The following is a 15072-nucleotide window of genomic DNA, read 5'->3' as shown; positions in this document are numbered from 1 at the left end:
CTTGTGCGGTGCCGCGCCTGTCAGTTGGCGGATTCCGGAAGCGGCTGGTCCGCGCTCATGGCACCCGCAGCCTCTACCGCATCGACCGGCACGCCTTCGGCCGGGCCGGGGCCGGCACCGGCAGTGTCGGCAGCATCGGCAGCCGGCTCTTCCGCAGCTGCCGGCACGAACTCGGGCACGGGCAGGTTCGAACCCTGCGCGTTCATGTAGAGCGCGACCGCCGCACGATCCTCGATCTTGGGCAGGCCGGCGAAGCTCATCTTGGTTCCGTCAGCAAAGGCGCGCGGGTTGGCGAGCCACGCATTCATGGCGTCCCAGTCCCATGTCCCGCCCTTGCCGGACAGCGCGCTGGAATAGGCGAAACCGGGGGCATGGGCGCCGATCGCTGTGCCCATCACACCATACAGGTTCGGACCGATGCCGTTGGCCCCGCCCTGGTCGATGGTGTGGCAGGCGCTGCACTTGGCGAAAACCTTTTCACCGTCGGCCGCGTTGGCCAAGTTCAGCGCTTCGGCAAACGACATCTCGCCAGCCGCTCCGGCTTCCTCGGCTTCGCCTTCGATGAAGAAGCCGGGTTCCGCGCCTTCGGCCAGCTCGCTGTTGTCGGCATGGAAATACATGCCCGACACGATCGAGCTGCCGAGAGCCACGATACCGGCGAAAAGGACCCAGCCGGCGGCGGTGTTGAAACGGTCGTCCATTGCGTGTTTGCCTGCAAGAAAACTGTTGGTCTGGTGGTTGGGCGCCGCTCTAGTGAAGCAAGCGCGCGGGCGCAAGTCCGGTTAGCGCAATAGCTCTTGAACCGCGCGGAGGGCGCCCGTAACGCCCCGGCATGCGCCAGTTTGCCAAACCCGCCCTCGAAATGGTCGATTCCATGCGCGAAGCCGCAGCGGCGGAGCCGATGCGCGCGATCGCCTTCGGCGGTGCGCCCGGTTCGAATTCGCACCAGGCCGCGATGCAGTTCGCGCCCGAAGCGTTACCGCTGCCCTGCTTCAGCTTCGAGGATGCATTGGAGGCGGTCGAAACCGGCCGCGCCGGTTGCGCGATGATTCCGATCGAGAATTCGCAGCACGGGCGTGTGGCCGACATCCATTTCCTGCTGCCCGAAAGCGGCCTCCATATCGTCGCCGAGCATTTCATGCGCATCACCCACGCGCTGATGGCGCTGGGCGAAGGGCCGTTCGAAGCGGCCTACAGCCATCCGCAGGCCCTCGGACAGTCGCGCCACTTCCTTGCCGAACGCGGCATCGTCGGGCTGAGCCACGCCGACACGGCCGGCGCGGCGGCCTTCGTGGCGGAAAGCGGCAATCCCTTCATCGCCGCCATCGCCCCTCCGCTCGCGGCCGATCTTTATGGCCTGACGATCGTCGAGAGCGAGGTCGAGGACGCACACGACAACACCACGCGCTTCGTCGTACTCGCGAAGGAGGCGCTGGATCCTGCAGAGCTGGACGGCGCGCCGGCAATGACGACCTTCGTCTTCGAGGTGAAGAACATCCCCGCCGCGCTCTACAAGGCGCTCGGCTGCTTCGCCACCAACGGCGTCAACATGACCAAGCTCGAAAGCTACCAGAAGGGCGCCAGCTTCGCCGCGACGCAATTCTTTGCGGATATCGAAGGCGCGCCCGGGAACCCGAACGTCGATACTGCGCTTGAGGAGCTGGCATTCCAGACGAACGACGTCCGCCTCCTGGGCAGCTACCCCCAGGTGCGCAAGCGCGGTTAACCGGCTGGGTGCGGCGCGGAACGATGCACATGGCTTGCGGTGAGCCGTTCACCACAGGCGACATTGCGATATAAAAAGGGCCCGACAAAAAAGTATTTCGGGAACCTTTTCTCGGACCGACCACTTACCCTCGTGTCTATTCGCTCAGACGCAGAATGAGGGATTACCTATGCGAAAGATTACTATTATTGCGGCCGCCTGTTCAACAGCGCTCGCCGCCCCGGCCGTCGCGCGCGACGGCCAGAGCTATGTCGAACTCGGGTTCGGTCCGCTGATCGGGCAGGACATCGATGTTCGCGAGCTCAATCCCAACCGGGATGTCCGCGCTACTATCAAGCCCGACGATTTCGGATACGACGGTGCGATCATCGTCGGCCACGATTTCGGCCAGTTCCGTACGGAAGTCGAAGCTGCTTATCGCAACACCGATTTCGACGCCCTGACCGTCGGCGGCACGACTTTCGACGGCGCAAATATCGACGGCAGCGCTTCGTCGACCAGCTTCATGGGCAACATCCTGGCCGACTTCGGCCCCGATGACGGTGTCCAGTTCTTCTTCGGCGTAGGCGGCGGTGCTGCCAAGCTCGACCCGAAGCTGAAGCTTATTGCCGGTGGCACCACCACCAACATCCTGGAAGGCGACGATTGGGAGTTTGCCTGGCAGGGCATCGCCGGTCTGCGTGCCCCGCTGACCGACACGATCGACGTGTCGCTGCGCTATCGCTATTTCCACATCGACGATTTCACCCTTGGCGGTGAAAACGGCTCGCTTGCGTGGAAGGGCGATTTCACCACCCATTCGCTGCTCGGCACGGTGGCATTCAACTTCGGCGGCGCCGCAACGCCCCCGCCCCCGCCGCCGCCCCCGCCGCCGCCTCCCCCGCCGCCGCCCCCGCCGCCGCCTGCGGTCGACGCTGTGTGCGAGACCGGCCCGTACATCGTCTTCTTCAACTGGGACGAATCGACGATCACCCCCGAAGCGGCAACGATCCTCGACAATGCGGTGTCGGCTTACACCAATTGCGGCACGGCTTCGGTCATGCTCGCGGGCCACACCGACACCTCAGGTTCGGCGACCTACAACATGGGCCTCGCAGAACGCCGCAACGCTTCGGTCCGCAGCTATCTGACCGGGCGCGGCATCCCCGATGGCCGGATCAGCAGCGAAGCTTTCGGCGAAAACCAGCTCCGCGTGCCGACTGCTGACGGTGTCCGCGAACTGCAGAACCGCCGCGTGGAAGTCACCTACGGCCCGGGCTCGGGCATGTAACCGAGTTTTCGCCCCCCAAAGCGAGAACACCGAGGAGGGGCCGGAGACATCCGGCCCCTTTTTTGGTGCCTTCGGGAGCGCCTATTCGTCGGCGTAGATGGCGACTTCGTTCAGACCCTCGCTGGTCTTGCGACCGCGGTACATGCCTGAAGTGTTCATCGAAAACAGGGCATGCCCTTCGGGCGTCACGACGATAACACCCCCGTCGCCGCCCAGTTCGCCCACGTCGGCGATGACCGCGTCAACCTCTGCCTGGCTTTCCGCATCGGTCAGTTCCACGCCTTCCTCGAAAGGCTCTCCCCCCCGCAATAGCGAGCGGAAGGTGAGGCGTGTACAGATCTCCTTCGCCACCCCCACCCGGATGAAGAACTCACCCCAGCCAGTCGCCGAGACCGCGCAGGCGCGGTTGTCGGCATAAGTACCTGCGCCGATGATCGGGGCATCGCCGATGCGGCCCCAGCGCTTGCCGGTCATCCCGCCAGTCGACGTCCCTGCGGCCAGATTGCCTTCCTTGTCGAGCGCCACCGCTCCGACCGTTCCGAACTTGATGTCGACGTCGATCGCCGAGAGCTTCTCTGCCTTCAGTCGCTCGAGTGCTTCGCGCCGCGCATCGGTATCGAACCACTCGGGGGGCTTGGTCTCGATGCCCTGTTCGGCCGCGAATTCCTCCGCACCCTTCCCGGCGAGCATGACATGCGGGCTGTCGGTCATCACCTTGCGCGCGAGCAGGATCGGATGGCGGATGCCGGTAACCCCTGCAACCGCGCCCGCATCGCGGTTGCGCCCGTCCATTATCGAGGCGTCGAGTTCGTGTCCGCCTTCCCACGTATAGACCGCGCCGCGACCGGCGTTGAACTTCTCGTCGTCCTCCATCAGCAGGATGGCCGCTTCGATCGCGTCCATAGCGCTGCCGCCCTCTTTCAGCACGTGCGCCCCCGCATCGAGCGCCGCCTGCAGCGACGTGCGATAGGCGGCACCGCGCTCCTGTGTCATGTCCTCACGCTTGAGCGTGCCCGCACCGCCGTGGATCGCAATGGACCAGCGCGGCTCCTCGTCCTGAGCGGCCGCGGGAACGGCACCGATGGCGACTGATGCAGCTAAGGCACCGACTATCCGGATGGCGAGTTTTCTCATGCGCAAAGGGATAGCGCGCGAAGTTATCCACGCAATCCCCACGGAAGGTTTTGGAAAAATACGACATCGTGATAGCCGTGTCGTTACGGAACCTGGGGGAAAGGGTTTTATCGTGACCGGCGCAGCCAATCCGCGCCGGGAATGCAGAATGCGGTCGCTCGTTAACAAAACTCCGAAGCCATAATTCGGTTCGCAAGGAACGGGGCGCGAGTTTGCAGGACTCGCGCCCCTTTTCCGTGTTACGTCCGTGCCCGAGAGGAGACGGCACCATGAGCGAATTCGGATTTTCCAGCACTGCGGACGAGGTCCTGGAGGGCAAGGACCTGTCGGGGCGCACTGCGCTGATCACCGGCGGCTATTCCGGCCTCGGGAAGGAGACTGCCCGCGCGATGGCCGCCAAGGGAGCGCACATCATCCTCTCCGGGCGCGATGCCGACAAGCTGGACGAGGCGGCGACGGAAATCGCGGATGCGACCGGTGCGACGGTCGAGACGCTGGTGTGCGATCTCGCCTCGCTCGACAGTGTGCGTGCCGCCGCCAAAGAGGCGAACGGGCGGTTCGGCAAGATCGACCTGCTGATCAACAACGCCGGCGTCATGGCGCCGCCGCTGGAGCGCACCGCCGACGGTTTCGAGCTGCAATTCGGCACCAACCACCTCGGGCACTTCCTCCTCACCAACCTGGTGATGCCGCTGGTCGAGAAGGGTGATCATCCGCGGATCGTCAACCTGTCCAGCCGCGGGCATCATTTCGACCACGTCCATCTCGACGATCCGAGTTACGAGACACGCGACTACGATAAGTGGACCGCCTACGGACAGTCGAAGACCGCCAATATCCTGTTCGCTGTCGGGCTTGAGAAGCGCCTCGGGGACAAGGGTATCCATTCCTACGCACTGCATCCCGGTGGGATCATGACCAATCTCGGCCGCCACATGACCGAGGAGGACCGGGCCTGGATGATGGACCGGATCAGGAAGAACGCCGAGCAGAGCGGCGAGGAGCCGAGCGGTTTCAAGACCATCCCGCAAGGGGCCGCGACCACGTGCTGGGTCGCCACCGCCGATGAACTCGAGGGCGCGGGCGGGGTCTATTGCGAGGATTGCCACGTCGCACACCAGGACGACGACAACCCGACCGGCGGGGTGAAGAGCTACGCGATCGATCCGGATAATGCGGAGGCGCTGTGGGCTCTCTCCGAGACGCTGGTCGGGGAAAGTTTCGCCTACTGAGCGATCCCGGCGATGATGCCGTCGGCGAGCCAGCGCGCAAGCATCGCGCCGGCATTGGTCACGGCCCGTTCCTCGCCAAGTTCGTCGACCAGCAGTGCGCAGGCTTCGCCGAAGGTGCCGCCTTCGGCGAGAGCGGCAAGCGCACCGCCTTCCCAGAGCGGCCGCAGGACGAAGACGGGGCGCTCGCCTTCACGCCAGACGACTGCGCATTGCGGCTCGTCGAGCTTGCGGACATCGGCCGCCCCCTCAAGGGTTGCCAGCGACGACCACAAGCCAACGAGATCATGCCGCGTCCTGACCAGCGACAGCCCGGGCAGGAAATCGAGAAGCAGGCCGATCCAGTCCGCTTCGCCGAACTCAGCAGTGGTTGCCGCGAAGCCAGCCGTGTCGAGCGGCTCCGCGTCGCGCGCGGGAAAGGCACGATGCATCGCCCATTCGAGCGCTGCCAGCTCTTCGACATCGGGATCGTTGGCAAACAGCTCGGCACAGGTATCCGGGAAACCCGCGCCGGCGAGATCGAGCGTCCAGCTCGTCGGCGGATGCGCAATGCAATGATGCGCGGCGGCGCGGCGGAAGCTCTCCTCGCCGACCAGCCGCTCGGTCCGCTCGAAAGTCGAACGCAAGGCTTCGACCAGCGCGGTCCGGTAGTTGTTGCGGTAGATCTCGAGGCCCGCTTCGTGTCGCGCGGTCCATCCGTGCGGGAGCGGCAATTCGTCGGCGAGGATTCGCGCGAGCATACCCTCCTGCAATTCGGCAAGCGCAGTCATGCGGCCACGGCCTCCCACGTTTGGGTCGCGAAATCTCGCGCGCGGGCCAATTCGTCGAGCAGGTTCGGCAACGGCGGAATCTTGTCGTCGCGCTCGATCATGGTGGCAACCGGGCCGAGCCGCCGCATCGCCTCGGCATAGAGTGCCCACACGCCGTCGCTCACCGCGCGGTCGTGCGTGTCGACGATGATGTCACCCGGCTGGTGACCCGCGAGATGGATCTGGCGCACACGATCGAGCGGGAGGCCATCGAGATAGTCGTGCGCCGAGAAACCGTGATTATGCGCGCTGACATAGACGTTGTTCACGTCCAGCAGCAGGTAGCAGCCGGTGCGCTGCGCCATCGCGGCGATGAACTCCCACTCGGCCATCTCGTCTTCGGGGAAGGTGAGATAACTCGAAGGGTTTTCGAACAGCATCGGCCGCCCGAGCGCGTCCTGCGCGCGTTCGATATTGTCGCATACCACGTCGAGCGCTTCGGCGGTCAGCGGCAAAGGCAGCAGGTCATGCGTGTTGTGCGCGCTGCTGCGCGTCCAGCACAAATGGTCGGACATCCAGAGCGGCTCGATCCGGTCGGCCAGCGCCTTGAGCCGCGCGAGATAGTCGGCGTCCAGACCATGCGCCGAGCCGATCGACATGGATACGCCATGGAGGATGACGGGGTGTCTGGCGCGCGCCTCCTCGAGCAAGCGCAGCGGCTTGCCGCCGTCGACCATGTAGTTCTCGGAGATCACCTCGACGAAATCGACCGGCACAGTGCCTTCGAGGAAGTCCGCATAGTGCCTCCGCCTGAGGCCGAGGCCGAAGCCGGCGAAGGGAGCGATGTCGGTCATCGAGGGCTCCGTGTCACAGGGAGTGGGTGGCGGCCCGGCGGGACGGGGGGCATTGGCCGGACCGCCAAACCGGTCAGCCGAGGTCGCCGATGGTGCCGCCCTTGGCGAGGCAGTCGCCCGCCTTCATCGCCTTGAAGCCGTGGCCCTTGCATTCGTTCTGGCCCTTGCACTCGTTCTCGGCGGTGGCGCAGTCAGCCTGGCCCTTGCACGAGTGGATACCGTAGCAATGCACGGTGTCGCCCGCGCCGATCGCGCGGCCGTTGCTGCCGACGGGCGGCTCGGCGGCGAACGCGTTCATGGAGGTAAGGGCGAAGAGGGCCGCGGCGGCTGCAACGGCGGGCTTGGTCCTGGTGGTCATGGCATCAAATCCCTTTGGGTAACTGGGTGTGCGGGGGTGCACATGACCCGGTTCGCCGCCCCGCAATCGGCGGTTACAGCGCGAATTTTTTCGGCGGCCCTGTAACGGGTTTTCTCCCGCTCCCGAATGACCAGCCAGTTCCGGCGACACCGTCGGCACGCCCCCCCAAAGTTATTCGAGAGAGACATGCCATGAACACCAGTTCGATTGCCCGGATCGCCGGCCTCGCGTTTGCCGCCAGCGTCACCACAGGCCTCGCCGCCAGTCCCGCCGCCGCGCAGAAGAAGCCGGCGATGGAGAAGTGCTACGGCGTCGCCAAGGCGGGCGAGAACGACTGCACCGCGGGCCCGGGCACCAGCTGCGCCGGCACTTCCACCCGCGACTACCAGGGCAATGCCTGGAAGCTCGTCCCCAAGGGCAGCTGCGTGAAGATCGAGACGCCCAAGGGCAAGGGCTCGCTGACCGAACTCAAGCGCTGACCGGCGCTGACCGCCAAGACGCGAGGTAAGCCATGCAGAGCCTGCTGTCCGGATACGACAAACTCACCGCATTCCTGAGTTCGCGGCTGCCGGAAGGTCTGGCGCTGCTGCTTACCCGCGTCGCCCTCGCCGGGATCTTCTGGCGCTCGGGCAGGACCAAGGTCGAAGAAGGCTCGCTGCTTTCCATCAGCGACCAGGCCTATTTCCTGTTCGAATACGAATACGCTGGCCTCCCCTTTCCTCCCGCCATCATGACCCCGATGGCGACCTGGGCCGAGCACCTGTTCCCGATTCTCCTGGTGCTCGGCCTTCTTACCCGGCTCTCCGCTGTGGCGCTGCTGGTAATGACCATGGTCATCCAGCTGTTCGTCTATCCCGAGGCCTGGTGGCAGACGCATATCATATGGGCCGCGATGGCAGCTGTGCTGATCGTGCGGGGCGGCGGCGTGCTGTCGCTCGATGCCCTGCTCGCCTCGCGGCGCGCGCAGTGATACTCGAGAGCGCAGGGAGGACGCGATGATCGCCGACGAAGCCAGCCTCGCGCATCTGATGCGAGCCTCGCAGGGCGGCGACAAGGCGGCCTACCGGGTGCTGCTGTCCGAAGTGCAGCTGTGGCTCGAGCGGTATTTCCGCCGCCGCGTCGCGCCCGCCCAGCTCGACGATCTGGTCCAGGAAGTCCTGATGGCCGTCCATACCAAGCGTGCCACTTGGGATCCGGACCGGCCCTTCCTTCCCTGGCTCGCCGCCATCGCGCGCTATCGCTGGGTCGATCACCTCCGCAAAGTCTATCGCCATGCCGAGGACGAACTGGGCGACTGGGACGCGGCGGAAGACAGCGACGAGGAGGCGGTGATGGCGCGCATGAGCCTCGAGCGGCTGTTCGTCCACCTGCCCGACAAGCAGAGCGAGGTCATCGAACTCGTCAAGATCGAGGGGCTGACGATCGCCGAAGCCTCGGAACGGACCGGCCAGAGCGAAAGCCTGGTCAAAGTGAATATCCATCGCGGGCTGAAGAAGCTGTCCGCGCTGATCGAGAAAGCAGAATGACAATGAACCCCGAGACCGGCAGAATTTCCAATTCCCTGATCGACGACCTTGCGGCGGACCTCGCACCAGTCCGTCCGGTGCGCTTGGTCCACGGCATCGCGCTGGTCGCGCTGGCCGCCATCGCCACGGTGGTGCTGGTCGAACTCATCGACGGCTTGTGGCGCGGCATCCTGGCCGGACGCGCCTCGGCACTGTTCTTCATCGCCAACGGCATGCTCGGCTTGCTCGGAGCGGCCTCCGCGCTGGCCGTGCTGCGGATGGCGACTCCGCGGGTCGGCAACAGCCACGAGGGCGCACGCTGGTCTTTCGCCATGCTTGGCCTGCTGCCCGCGACAGCGGTCGTGACACTCGGCATCGGCGGCTCCATCGCCGAAATCCTCGGCGATCCCTACGGCTTCGAATGCTTCGCTGCGGGGACCGGCTTTGGCCTCGTGACCGCCGCCGCACTGGTCCTGTGGCTCCGCCGCGGAGCGCCGGTTTCGCTGGCCGCTGCGGGCACCTTTACCGGTGTCGCCGCAGGGGCAATCGGCAGCTTCGCCTATGGCCTCGCCTGCCCGATCGACACCCTTGGCCATTTGGGCGTGTGGCATGTCCTGCCCGTGGCGCTGGCAGCGCTCGTCGGCCGGCTCGCCGTTCCGCCGCTGGTGCGGTGGTGATCCGCTAGAGCCACCGCAGGCGGCGGAAGACCACGATCAGCGCCACGAACAGCAACGAGCAGAGCGCGACGACGAACCAGAACGCGTCCGGATCGTCCATGCCCGGCATGCCGCCGACATTGATGCCGAGCAGGCCGGTGAGGAAGCTGAGCGGCAGGAAGATGCCCGCCACGATGGTCAGCATGTAGGTGGCGTGTTCGCTGCTCGCGAGGCTGCGGGCGCGGATTTCGTCCTGCAGCACCAGCGCGCTTTCCTTGCTGATGTCGATATCGTCGATGTAGCGCCGCAAGCGCGCGATGCTCTCTGCGATCTCCCGCCGGTCCTCTTCCTCGAACCAGTAGGGGGAATCGCGGCTGATCTGCTCAAGCGCCTCGTGCTGCGGGGCCATGTGCCGCTTGAGTCCGAGGCAGTTGCGGCGAATGGTGGAGATGCGCTTCAGCATCCCTTCGGGATCCTTTTCGGGATCCTCGTCCTCCAGCTCGTCGAGCACCTGGTTCATGTCGATGATCGACTGGCTCATCCGCGTGATCAGCAGCTCGGCAAGCAGCGTGATCGTGGCGCCGGCGTCGACCGGTCCGTTCCCCCGGTCGAGCATGCCCATGACTTCGCGCGGAGTCTGCATCGGGTGTCGGCGTAGGGTTATCAAGCGCTGCCCGTCGCTCCAAAGCTGCATCGAGATCATGTCTTCAGGCTCGGCTCCGGGGTTGAAGTTGATCCCCCGCAGCGTGGCCACCAGCGTCTCGCCGTCACGAAAGGCGCGCGGGCGATTGGCATCGCTTGTCAGCAATTCGGCAATCGGCTCGGGAATTCCGAGTTCGGTTTCGAGCCAGGGTTCCACGCCATCGAAGTGGCGACAAAGGTGGAGCCACATCACCTCACCCTGTTTCTGCGGCACCCACCCCTGCGCCTCCGCCCAGCCGATCGCGCGGGCACCACCTTCGCCGTCGAGCACGCGCCCGAACAGGAGCGGCGTATCGGAGACGATATGATCGTTGGGATCCTTCATGTGCGCCTCATGCCGCAAGACGCGCGGCCTGTCATTGCCCCTTCATCACGCAGGCTCTATATCGCCCTCCATGTCTTCCGTACGCCCATGGCGCGACATCATGCGCCGCCAGTCCCGCCAGATCATGGTCGGCAACGTCCCCGTTGGTGGCGATGCCCCGATCACCGTCCAGACCATGACCAATACGCCGACCGAGGATGTCGGGGCGACGATCAACCAGATCCGCCGCTGTGAGGATGCCGGCGCGGACATCATCCGCGTGTCCTGCCCGACCGAAGAGGCGACGGCGAATTTCGACCAGATTACCCGCGCGGCCAACGTGCCGATCGTCGCGGACATACATTTCCACTACAAGCGCGCGCTCGAGGCGGCCGACAAGGGCGCGGCCTGTCTGCGGATCAATCCCGGCAACATCGGCTCGTCGGAGCGTGTCGCCGAAGTCGTGCGCGCCGCCAAGGCGAACGGCTGCGCGATCCGCATCGGCGTGAACGCAGGGTCGCTGGAAAAGGACCTCCTCGAAAAATACGGCGAGCCCTGCCCCGAGGCGCTGATCGAGAGCGCCCTCGACCATATCAAGCTGCTGCAGGATCACGACTTCCACGAATACAAGGTGGCGGTGAAGGCCAGCGACGTGTTCCTTGCGGTCGCCGCCTACCACGGGCTGGCTGACGCGGTGGATTGCCCGCTGCACCTCGGCATCACCGAGGCGGGCGGCCTCGTCGGCGGGACGGTGAAGAGTTCGATCGGTATCGGCAGCCTGCTGTGGGCAGGCATCGGGGACACGATCCGCGTCTCGCTCTCCGCCGAGCCGGAGCAGGAGGTGAAGGTCGGCTATGAAATCCTGAAAAGCCTCGGCCTGCGCACCCGCGGCGTGCGCGTGGTCTCCTGCCCCTCGTGTTCGCGCCAGGGCTTCGATGTTATCCGCACGGTCGAGGCGCTCGAAAAGCGGCTCGAACACATCAAGACGCCGATGAGCCTCTCGGTCCTGGGCTGTGTCGTCAATGGCCCGGGCGAAGCGCGCGAGACCGATATCGGCCTGACCGGCGGCGGCAGCGGCAAGCACATGGTCTATCTCTCGGGCGTGAAGGACCACCATATCGAGAGCGAGGACATGCTCGACCACATCGTCCGGCTGGTCGAAGCCAAGGCGGCGCAGATCGAGGCGGGCGACGCGACCGCCTTCGATCCGCATGCCGAGGCAGCGGAATAACTTCGTTTTACCAGAGTTTAAGCTGTCGCTGCGACATTCGCTCGCATGCGTGAAGCTGCCCTCTTCGGAATCGCCATCGCCTGCTTCGCGGGCATCGCCTTTCGCGGTGTCTCCCCCGAAGCCGAGACCTCGGACGCCGCCGCCGTCGAGCAGGCACGGGCCGAAGTCGCCGCCCGCGACAGTAAGAACGCCTTTGCCTCGTGGAGCGCGGGCGAAACCGTGCTCGCGCGCGCAGCCGATGGGCATTTCTACGCCGACGTCTCCGTCAACGGCGCCTCGGTCGACTTCATGATCGATACCGGCGCGAGCATGGTCGCGCTGACCGGCGCCGATGCGCAGGCTGCGGGTCTCTACTGGAGCGACGCAGACGTGCGCCCCGTTGCGCGGGGTGCGAGCGGGCCGGTCTATGGCGTTCCCGTGCGGATCGACCGGGTCTCGCTCGGCGGCCATGAGGCAACCAATGTCGAAGGCGTAATCGTCCCTGAAGGCCTCGACGTTTCGCTCCTGGGCCAGAGCTTTCTCCAGACTATCGAGCCGGTACGTATCGAGGGCGAACGGATGGTGCTGGGCCAGTAAACCCTAGAAGTAGATGTCGACATAGTCGGTCAGGCCGTCGCACCATTCGAATTCACGCAGCCGCCAGTACGGGCGTTCCTGCGTGATGGCAAAACGCCAGGACTTGTCCAGCTCGCATTGCCGGCCGACGTCGGGCGAATCGCTGATGCGCACCACACCGTCGAACACGAAATAGTCGCTGCCGATTTCCGTCACACGTCCGTCAAGGAACAGGCGTCCGGGGCCGTCGGGCTGGCTCTGCGATGCCGTCAGCAGGATCGTGTCGCCCGCGCGCCGGGCATTGACCGAGCCGCGTTGGTTCCAGCCGATCCATTGCAGGGTCACACCCTTGGCGGAGAGGAGGCGCCTGGCCGCCGCTTCATCCAACACACGCGTTCCGCCGTCCACCGTGGCCGCCACTCCGGTCGGGGCCTGGACGGGAGCGCCGGCAGGGGTCGTCGTGCAGCCAGCGAGGGCCAGCGTGCCGATGAGCAAGGGATAGATGATCCGCATGCGATCCGAAACGAAGCAGCCATAGAGCCGTTCCGTTGTTAATTGGCGGGCTATCGCCGGTATGCTAAACAAGGCTCAGATGAACCGACGCGATCTTCTCAAGGGTACGCTGGCGGCGACTGCGGCTGCAACGCTGCCCACGCGCGTCTTCGCCCAGGTCAATTCTTATTCCGCGCGCGACCGCGTGCTGCTCGACATCGCGCGCGAGCAGCTGGCCCGTGTCGGCCAGCGGATCTGGCGCAAGGATATCGTCGGCATCGCCGATTTCGGCGTTCATTCGGCAGAGCGGCGCTTCTATTTCGTCGATGTCGAAAACGAGCGAGTGCAGGCCTACCATGTCAGCCACGGCGACGGCTCGGACCCGGAACATGATGGCTGGCTCGATCGCTATTCGAATACCGAGGGTTCGCACTGCACCAGCCGCGGCGCGTACATGACGCGCAGCTGGTATGTCGGCAAGTTCGGCACCTCGATTCGGCTGGACGGGCTCGATCCGAGTAATTCAAACGCCTTGCCGCGCGCGATCGTGATGCACCAGGCAGATTATGCCACGCCCCAGCATGTCTCCCGCTGGGGCCGACTCGGCCGCTCCAACGGCTGTTTCGCCATGGGGCCGGAGCAGTTCGACCGCGCGCTGATCGACCTCTCGGGCGGCCGCCTGCTCTATGCCGAGAGCCTTGGCATTCAGAGCGACGGCAGCCGCGTCGCCTCACGCGAACTGCTCCGCCGCGAAGGCGGCGGCACCTTCGAGCGGACGGTACCCGGCGCCTACTGACCCACAGACCGGGTCAGGTCTGCATGTCGTCGATGATCTCGACCGCTTCCTCGCTAGTCTTGCGCGCGCGGTCCCGTTGGCGCGGCGCATCCAGCGCGGCGAGAACCGGGGCGTCGCGACCGTAGATGTCGGCGAACTTGGTGAGATTCCCGTTCACGTCCACCCCCATGGTGAAATAGGTGATGTAGACCGGCCACTGCCGCTCCATCGCATAGCGCGTGTATTCCCCGCTTGCGGTGATTTCGGAAACCTCTTCCTGAATCCGCGGCAGGTCTTCCTTGGTTTTCGCATTGCCGAGCATCGACATGGTAATGGCCAGCTCGCGCGCGCCTTGCACGCGGATGCAGCCGTGGCTTAGCGCGCGATCGTCCTGTGCGAACAGGTGCCGGCTCGGCGTGTCGTGAAGAAAGATCGCATGCTCGTTCGGCATGTCGAGCTTCATCAGCCCGAGCGAGTTGGTCGGTCCGGGCTGCTGGACCACGGTGACCCAGCCGTTGGCGCCCTTGGTCGCCTTGTAGCCCGCGGCGCGCGCCCAGCCGGGATTGTTCAGCACCTTCGCGCCGAGGCCTTCTCCCTTCACGATCGACTGCGGCACCGTCCAGGTCGGGTTGAAGATCACCGCCTCGACCATCTCGGCGAGCTGCGGGGTCGCGGTACGGCCCGGCTTGCCGACGACCACGCGGTAGTTCTTGATGATCTTGTCATTGACCGTCAGGCGCAGCTGGTATTCGGGCACGTTGGTCAGCAGGTACCGCTTGCCGAGGTCCTGCCCGAGCCAGCGCCAGCGATCCATATTGGCGCGAATCAGCTTGCGCTCTGCGGGGTCCTTCGCGGTCGCCAGACGCGCCTTGAGCTGCGCGTAGTCGGGCGAAACCGGGTTGAGCGACGTCAGCGTCTTCGCGATCTTGCCGCTGGCGAGCGCATTGGCAAGCAGGACATGGGTCGGATTGGTGTCGGGATCGGGATCGACCACGAACCACTGCTTGCGCGCCTCCATCGGCGTGCGCCCGTCGCGCAGATCCTCGACCAGCCAGACGAAGATCTCGCTCGCCACTTCGTTCAGGGCGGCGCCCTCCCCAGCGAGGATCGCCTGCTGCAGGCCGGCGCTGTTGTAGTCTTCCGGGCGCAGGCCCTCGGCCTCGACGGTGGGGATGAAGGCCAGCAGTTCGGCGGCGGCGGCGAGCGACCATTCGCCCACGAGGACCGGCATGTCCTGCACCACTTCGCCCGACTGCATGCGGATATCGCCGAACGCCTCGTCGACGCTCTGCTGCGGCTGCGCGGCCGTCTGTTCGGGCGGCAGCAGGTTTTCCGGCCCGCGCTGCTGTGCGAAGGCGGCGGTTGAGAGAAGCGCCGCGCCGCTCGCGGTGCCGATCAGGAATTTCTTGTAGTTCATTCGTTCCACCAATTGCCCCGCCGTCCGACCGCGGCGGGTGACGGCATGATAGTCATTTCTTGCAACCTCTTCCACCATCGCGGCTTTCGCGGCGCTGAATTGTCGGTGACCCGTA

General features: G+C 65.4%; 18 protein-coding genes. 10 read left to right on the top strand and 8 right to left on the bottom strand.

Annotated features, from left to right (window positions below):
* Positions 1–20 precede the first annotated feature (20 nt).
* A complete protein-coding gene (locus K3172_RS03885; protein ID WP_221587142.1) occupies positions 21–701 on the bottom strand; it encodes a c-type cytochrome in 681 nt (226 codons plus the stop codon).
* Positions 702–832: 131 nt separating this feature from the next.
* Here K3172_RS03885 and K3172_RS03880 point away from each other — a divergent pair, with 131 nt between their 5' ends.
* Both K3172_RS03880 and K3172_RS03875 read left to right on the top strand, forming a co-directional pair.
* Complete coding sequence (locus K3172_RS03880; protein WP_221587140.1) at positions 833–1726, top strand: prephenate dehydratase; 894 nt, start codon at positions 833–835, stop codon at positions 1724–1726.
* A gap of 169 nt (positions 1727–1895) precedes the next feature.
* Positions 1896–2996 carry an OmpA family protein gene (locus K3172_RS03875; RefSeq protein ID WP_221587139.1) on the top strand — a complete coding sequence of 367 codons (1101 nt, stop codon included), beginning with the start codon at positions 1896–1898 and terminating at the stop codon, positions 2994–2996.
* A gap of 81 nt (positions 2997–3077) precedes the next feature.
* Here K3172_RS03875 and K3172_RS03870 read toward each other — a convergent pair whose 3' ends face one another.
* Positions 3078–4130, bottom strand: coding sequence for an isoaspartyl peptidase/L-asparaginase family protein (locus K3172_RS03870; protein ID WP_221587138.1), 1053 nt, complete (start codon positions 4128–4130; stop codon positions 3078–3080).
* A 269-nt stretch (positions 4131–4399) separates the two neighbouring features.
* Here K3172_RS03870 and K3172_RS03865 point away from each other — a divergent pair, with 269 nt between their 5' ends.
* Positions 4400–5362, top strand: coding sequence for an SDR family NAD(P)-dependent oxidoreductase (locus K3172_RS03865; RefSeq protein WP_221587137.1), 963 nt, complete (start codon positions 4400–4402; stop codon positions 5360–5362).
* On the opposite strand, the gene K3172_RS03860 is transcribed toward K3172_RS03865, so the two are convergent.
* From K3172_RS03860 to bufA2, 3 genes are all read right to left on the bottom strand, one after another.
* Complete coding sequence (locus K3172_RS03860) at positions 5356–6129, bottom strand: HvfC/BufC N-terminal domain-containing protein (protein ID WP_221587136.1); 774 nt, start codon at positions 6127–6129, stop codon at positions 5356–5358. The two genes, K3172_RS03865 and K3172_RS03860, sit on opposite strands and share 7 nt — an antisense overlap.
* The gene (gene bufB, locus K3172_RS03855; RefSeq protein ID WP_221587135.1) at positions 6126–6962 is read right to left on the bottom strand and encodes an MNIO family bufferin maturase; all 837 of its coding nucleotides are present in this window, start codon (positions 6960–6962) and stop codon (positions 6126–6128) included. Before bufB ends, K3172_RS03860 begins: the two co-directional genes overlap by 4 nt.
* Positions 6963–7035: 73 nt before the next feature.
* Positions 7036–7320: a BufA2 family periplasmic bufferin-type metallophore gene (gene bufA2 / locus K3172_RS03850; protein ID WP_221587134.1), complete on the bottom strand. Its 285-nt coding sequence runs from the start codon at positions 7318–7320 to the stop codon at positions 7036–7038.
* A 191-nt stretch (positions 7321–7511) separates the two neighbouring features.
* On the opposite strand from bufA2, the gene K3172_RS03845 reads away from it, so the two are divergent.
* From K3172_RS03845 to K3172_RS03830, 4 genes are read left to right on the top strand one after another with little or no spacing between them, the layout of a single operon-like run.
* Complete coding sequence (locus tag K3172_RS03845; RefSeq protein ID WP_221587133.1) at positions 7512–7799, top strand: BufA1 family periplasmic bufferin-type metallophore; 288 nt, start codon at positions 7512–7514, stop codon at positions 7797–7799.
* Positions 7800–7831: 32 nt separating this feature from the next.
* The gene (locus tag K3172_RS03840; RefSeq protein WP_221587132.1) at positions 7832–8290 is read left to right on the top strand and encodes a DoxX family protein; all 459 of its coding nucleotides are present in this window, start codon (positions 7832–7834) and stop codon (positions 8288–8290) included.
* 25 nt (positions 8291–8315) lie between these two features.
* Positions 8316–8846 carry a sigma-70 family RNA polymerase sigma factor gene (locus K3172_RS03835; protein ID WP_221587131.1) on the top strand — a complete coding sequence of 177 codons (531 nt, stop codon included), beginning with the start codon at positions 8316–8318 and terminating at the stop codon, positions 8844–8846.
* Positions 8843–9502: a DUF1109 domain-containing protein gene (locus K3172_RS03830; protein ID WP_221587130.1), complete on the top strand. Its 660-nt coding sequence runs from the start codon at positions 8843–8845 to the stop codon at positions 9500–9502. Before K3172_RS03835 ends, K3172_RS03830 begins: the two co-directional genes overlap by 4 nt.
* A gap of 4 nt (positions 9503–9506) precedes the next feature.
* Here the strand turns inward: K3172_RS03830 and K3172_RS03825 are convergent, their stop codons facing one another.
* Positions 9507–10508 (bottom strand): zinc transporter ZntB, encoded by a 1002-nt coding sequence (locus tag K3172_RS03825; protein WP_221587129.1) that lies wholly within the window; start codon positions 10506–10508, stop codon positions 9507–9509.
* A gap of 70 nt (positions 10509–10578) precedes the next feature.
* Here K3172_RS03825 and ispG point away from each other — a divergent pair, with 70 nt between their 5' ends.
* Positions 10579–11718, top strand: coding sequence for a flavodoxin-dependent (E)-4-hydroxy-3-methylbut-2-enyl-diphosphate synthase (gene ispG / locus K3172_RS03820; RefSeq protein ID WP_221587128.1), 1140 nt, complete (start codon positions 10579–10581; stop codon positions 11716–11718).
* A gap of 45 nt (positions 11719–11763) precedes the next feature.
* Positions 11764–12294 carry a retropepsin-like aspartic protease family protein gene (locus K3172_RS03815; RefSeq protein ID WP_221587127.1) on the top strand — a complete coding sequence of 177 codons (531 nt, stop codon included), beginning with the start codon at positions 11764–11766 and terminating at the stop codon, positions 12292–12294.
* Between the two features lie 3 nt (positions 12295–12297).
* Here the strand turns inward: K3172_RS03815 and K3172_RS03810 are convergent, their stop codons facing one another.
* A complete protein-coding gene (locus tag K3172_RS03810) occupies positions 12298–12786 on the bottom strand; it encodes a hypothetical protein (RefSeq protein WP_221587126.1) in 489 nt (162 codons plus the stop codon).
* Positions 12787–12865: 79 nt separating this feature from the next.
* Between K3172_RS03810 and K3172_RS03805 the strand changes: the two genes are divergently transcribed.
* Positions 12866–13561, top strand: coding sequence for a murein L,D-transpeptidase catalytic domain-containing protein (locus K3172_RS03805; protein WP_221587125.1), 696 nt, complete (start codon positions 12866–12868; stop codon positions 13559–13561).
* 13 nt (positions 13562–13574) lie between these two features.
* Here the strand turns inward: K3172_RS03805 and K3172_RS03800 are convergent, their stop codons facing one another.
* The gene (locus K3172_RS03800) at positions 13575–14957 is read right to left on the bottom strand and encodes a L,D-transpeptidase family protein (RefSeq protein WP_221587124.1); all 1383 of its coding nucleotides are present in this window, start codon (positions 14955–14957) and stop codon (positions 13575–13577) included.
* Positions 14958–15072 lie beyond the last annotated feature (115 nt).

This window comes from Qipengyuania proteolytica (genome assembly GCF_019711565.1).
Lineage (GTDB): Bacteria > Pseudomonadota > Alphaproteobacteria > Sphingomonadales > Sphingomonadaceae > Qipengyuania > Qipengyuania proteolytica.
Note: the sequence above shows the minus strand (reverse complement) of the source record. Positions and strands in the feature narration are given on the sequence as shown.

Excerpts from the sequence above, each read along its gene's own strand:
- K3172_RS03885 (WP_221587142.1), bottom strand. The coding sequence starts at position 701 with ATGGACGACCGTTTCAACACCGCCGCCGGCTGGGTCCTTTTCGCCGGT.
- K3172_RS03880 (WP_221587140.1), top strand. The coding sequence starts at position 833 with ATGCGCCAGTTTGCCAAACCCGCCCTCGAAATGGTCGATTCCATGCGC.
- K3172_RS03875 (WP_221587139.1), top strand. The coding sequence starts at position 1,896 with ATGCGAAAGATTACTATTATTGCGGCCGCCTGTTCAACAGCGCTCGCC.
- K3172_RS03870 (WP_221587138.1), bottom strand. The coding sequence starts at position 4,130 with ATGAGAAAACTCGCCATCCGGATAGTCGGTGCCTTAGCTGCATCAGTC.
- K3172_RS03865 (WP_221587137.1), top strand. The coding sequence starts at position 4,400 with ATGAGCGAATTCGGATTTTCCAGCACTGCGGACGAGGTCCTGGAGGGC.
- K3172_RS03860 (WP_221587136.1), bottom strand. The coding sequence starts at position 6,129 with ATGACTGCGCTTGCCGAATTGCAGGAGGGTATGCTCGCGCGAATCCTC.
- bufB (WP_221587135.1), bottom strand. The coding sequence starts at position 6,962 with ATGACCGACATCGCTCCCTTCGCCGGCTTCGGCCTCGGCCTCAGGCGG.
- bufA2 (WP_221587134.1), bottom strand. The coding sequence starts at position 7,320 with ATGACCACCAGGACCAAGCCCGCCGTTGCAGCCGCCGCGGCCCTCTTC.
- K3172_RS03845 (WP_221587133.1), top strand. The coding sequence starts at position 7,512 with ATGAACACCAGTTCGATTGCCCGGATCGCCGGCCTCGCGTTTGCCGCC.
- K3172_RS03840 (WP_221587132.1), top strand. The coding sequence starts at position 7,832 with ATGCAGAGCCTGCTGTCCGGATACGACAAACTCACCGCATTCCTGAGT.
- K3172_RS03835 (WP_221587131.1), top strand. The coding sequence starts at position 8,316 with ATGATCGCCGACGAAGCCAGCCTCGCGCATCTGATGCGAGCCTCGCAG.
- K3172_RS03830 (WP_221587130.1), top strand. The coding sequence starts at position 8,843 with ATGACAATGAACCCCGAGACCGGCAGAATTTCCAATTCCCTGATCGAC.
- K3172_RS03825 (WP_221587129.1), bottom strand. The coding sequence starts at position 10,508 with ATGAAGGATCCCAACGATCATATCGTCTCCGATACGCCGCTCCTGTTC.
- ispG (WP_221587128.1), top strand. The coding sequence starts at position 10,579 with ATGTCTTCCGTACGCCCATGGCGCGACATCATGCGCCGCCAGTCCCGC.
- K3172_RS03815 (WP_221587127.1), top strand. The coding sequence starts at position 11,764 with ATGCGTGAAGCTGCCCTCTTCGGAATCGCCATCGCCTGCTTCGCGGGC.
- K3172_RS03810 (WP_221587126.1), bottom strand. The coding sequence starts at position 12,786 with ATGCGGATCATCTATCCCTTGCTCATCGGCACGCTGGCCCTCGCTGGC.
- K3172_RS03805 (WP_221587125.1), top strand. The coding sequence starts at position 12,866 with ATGAACCGACGCGATCTTCTCAAGGGTACGCTGGCGGCGACTGCGGCT.
- K3172_RS03800 (WP_221587124.1), bottom strand. The coding sequence starts at position 14,957 with ATGAACTACAAGAAATTCCTGATCGGCACCGCGAGCGGCGCGGCGCTT.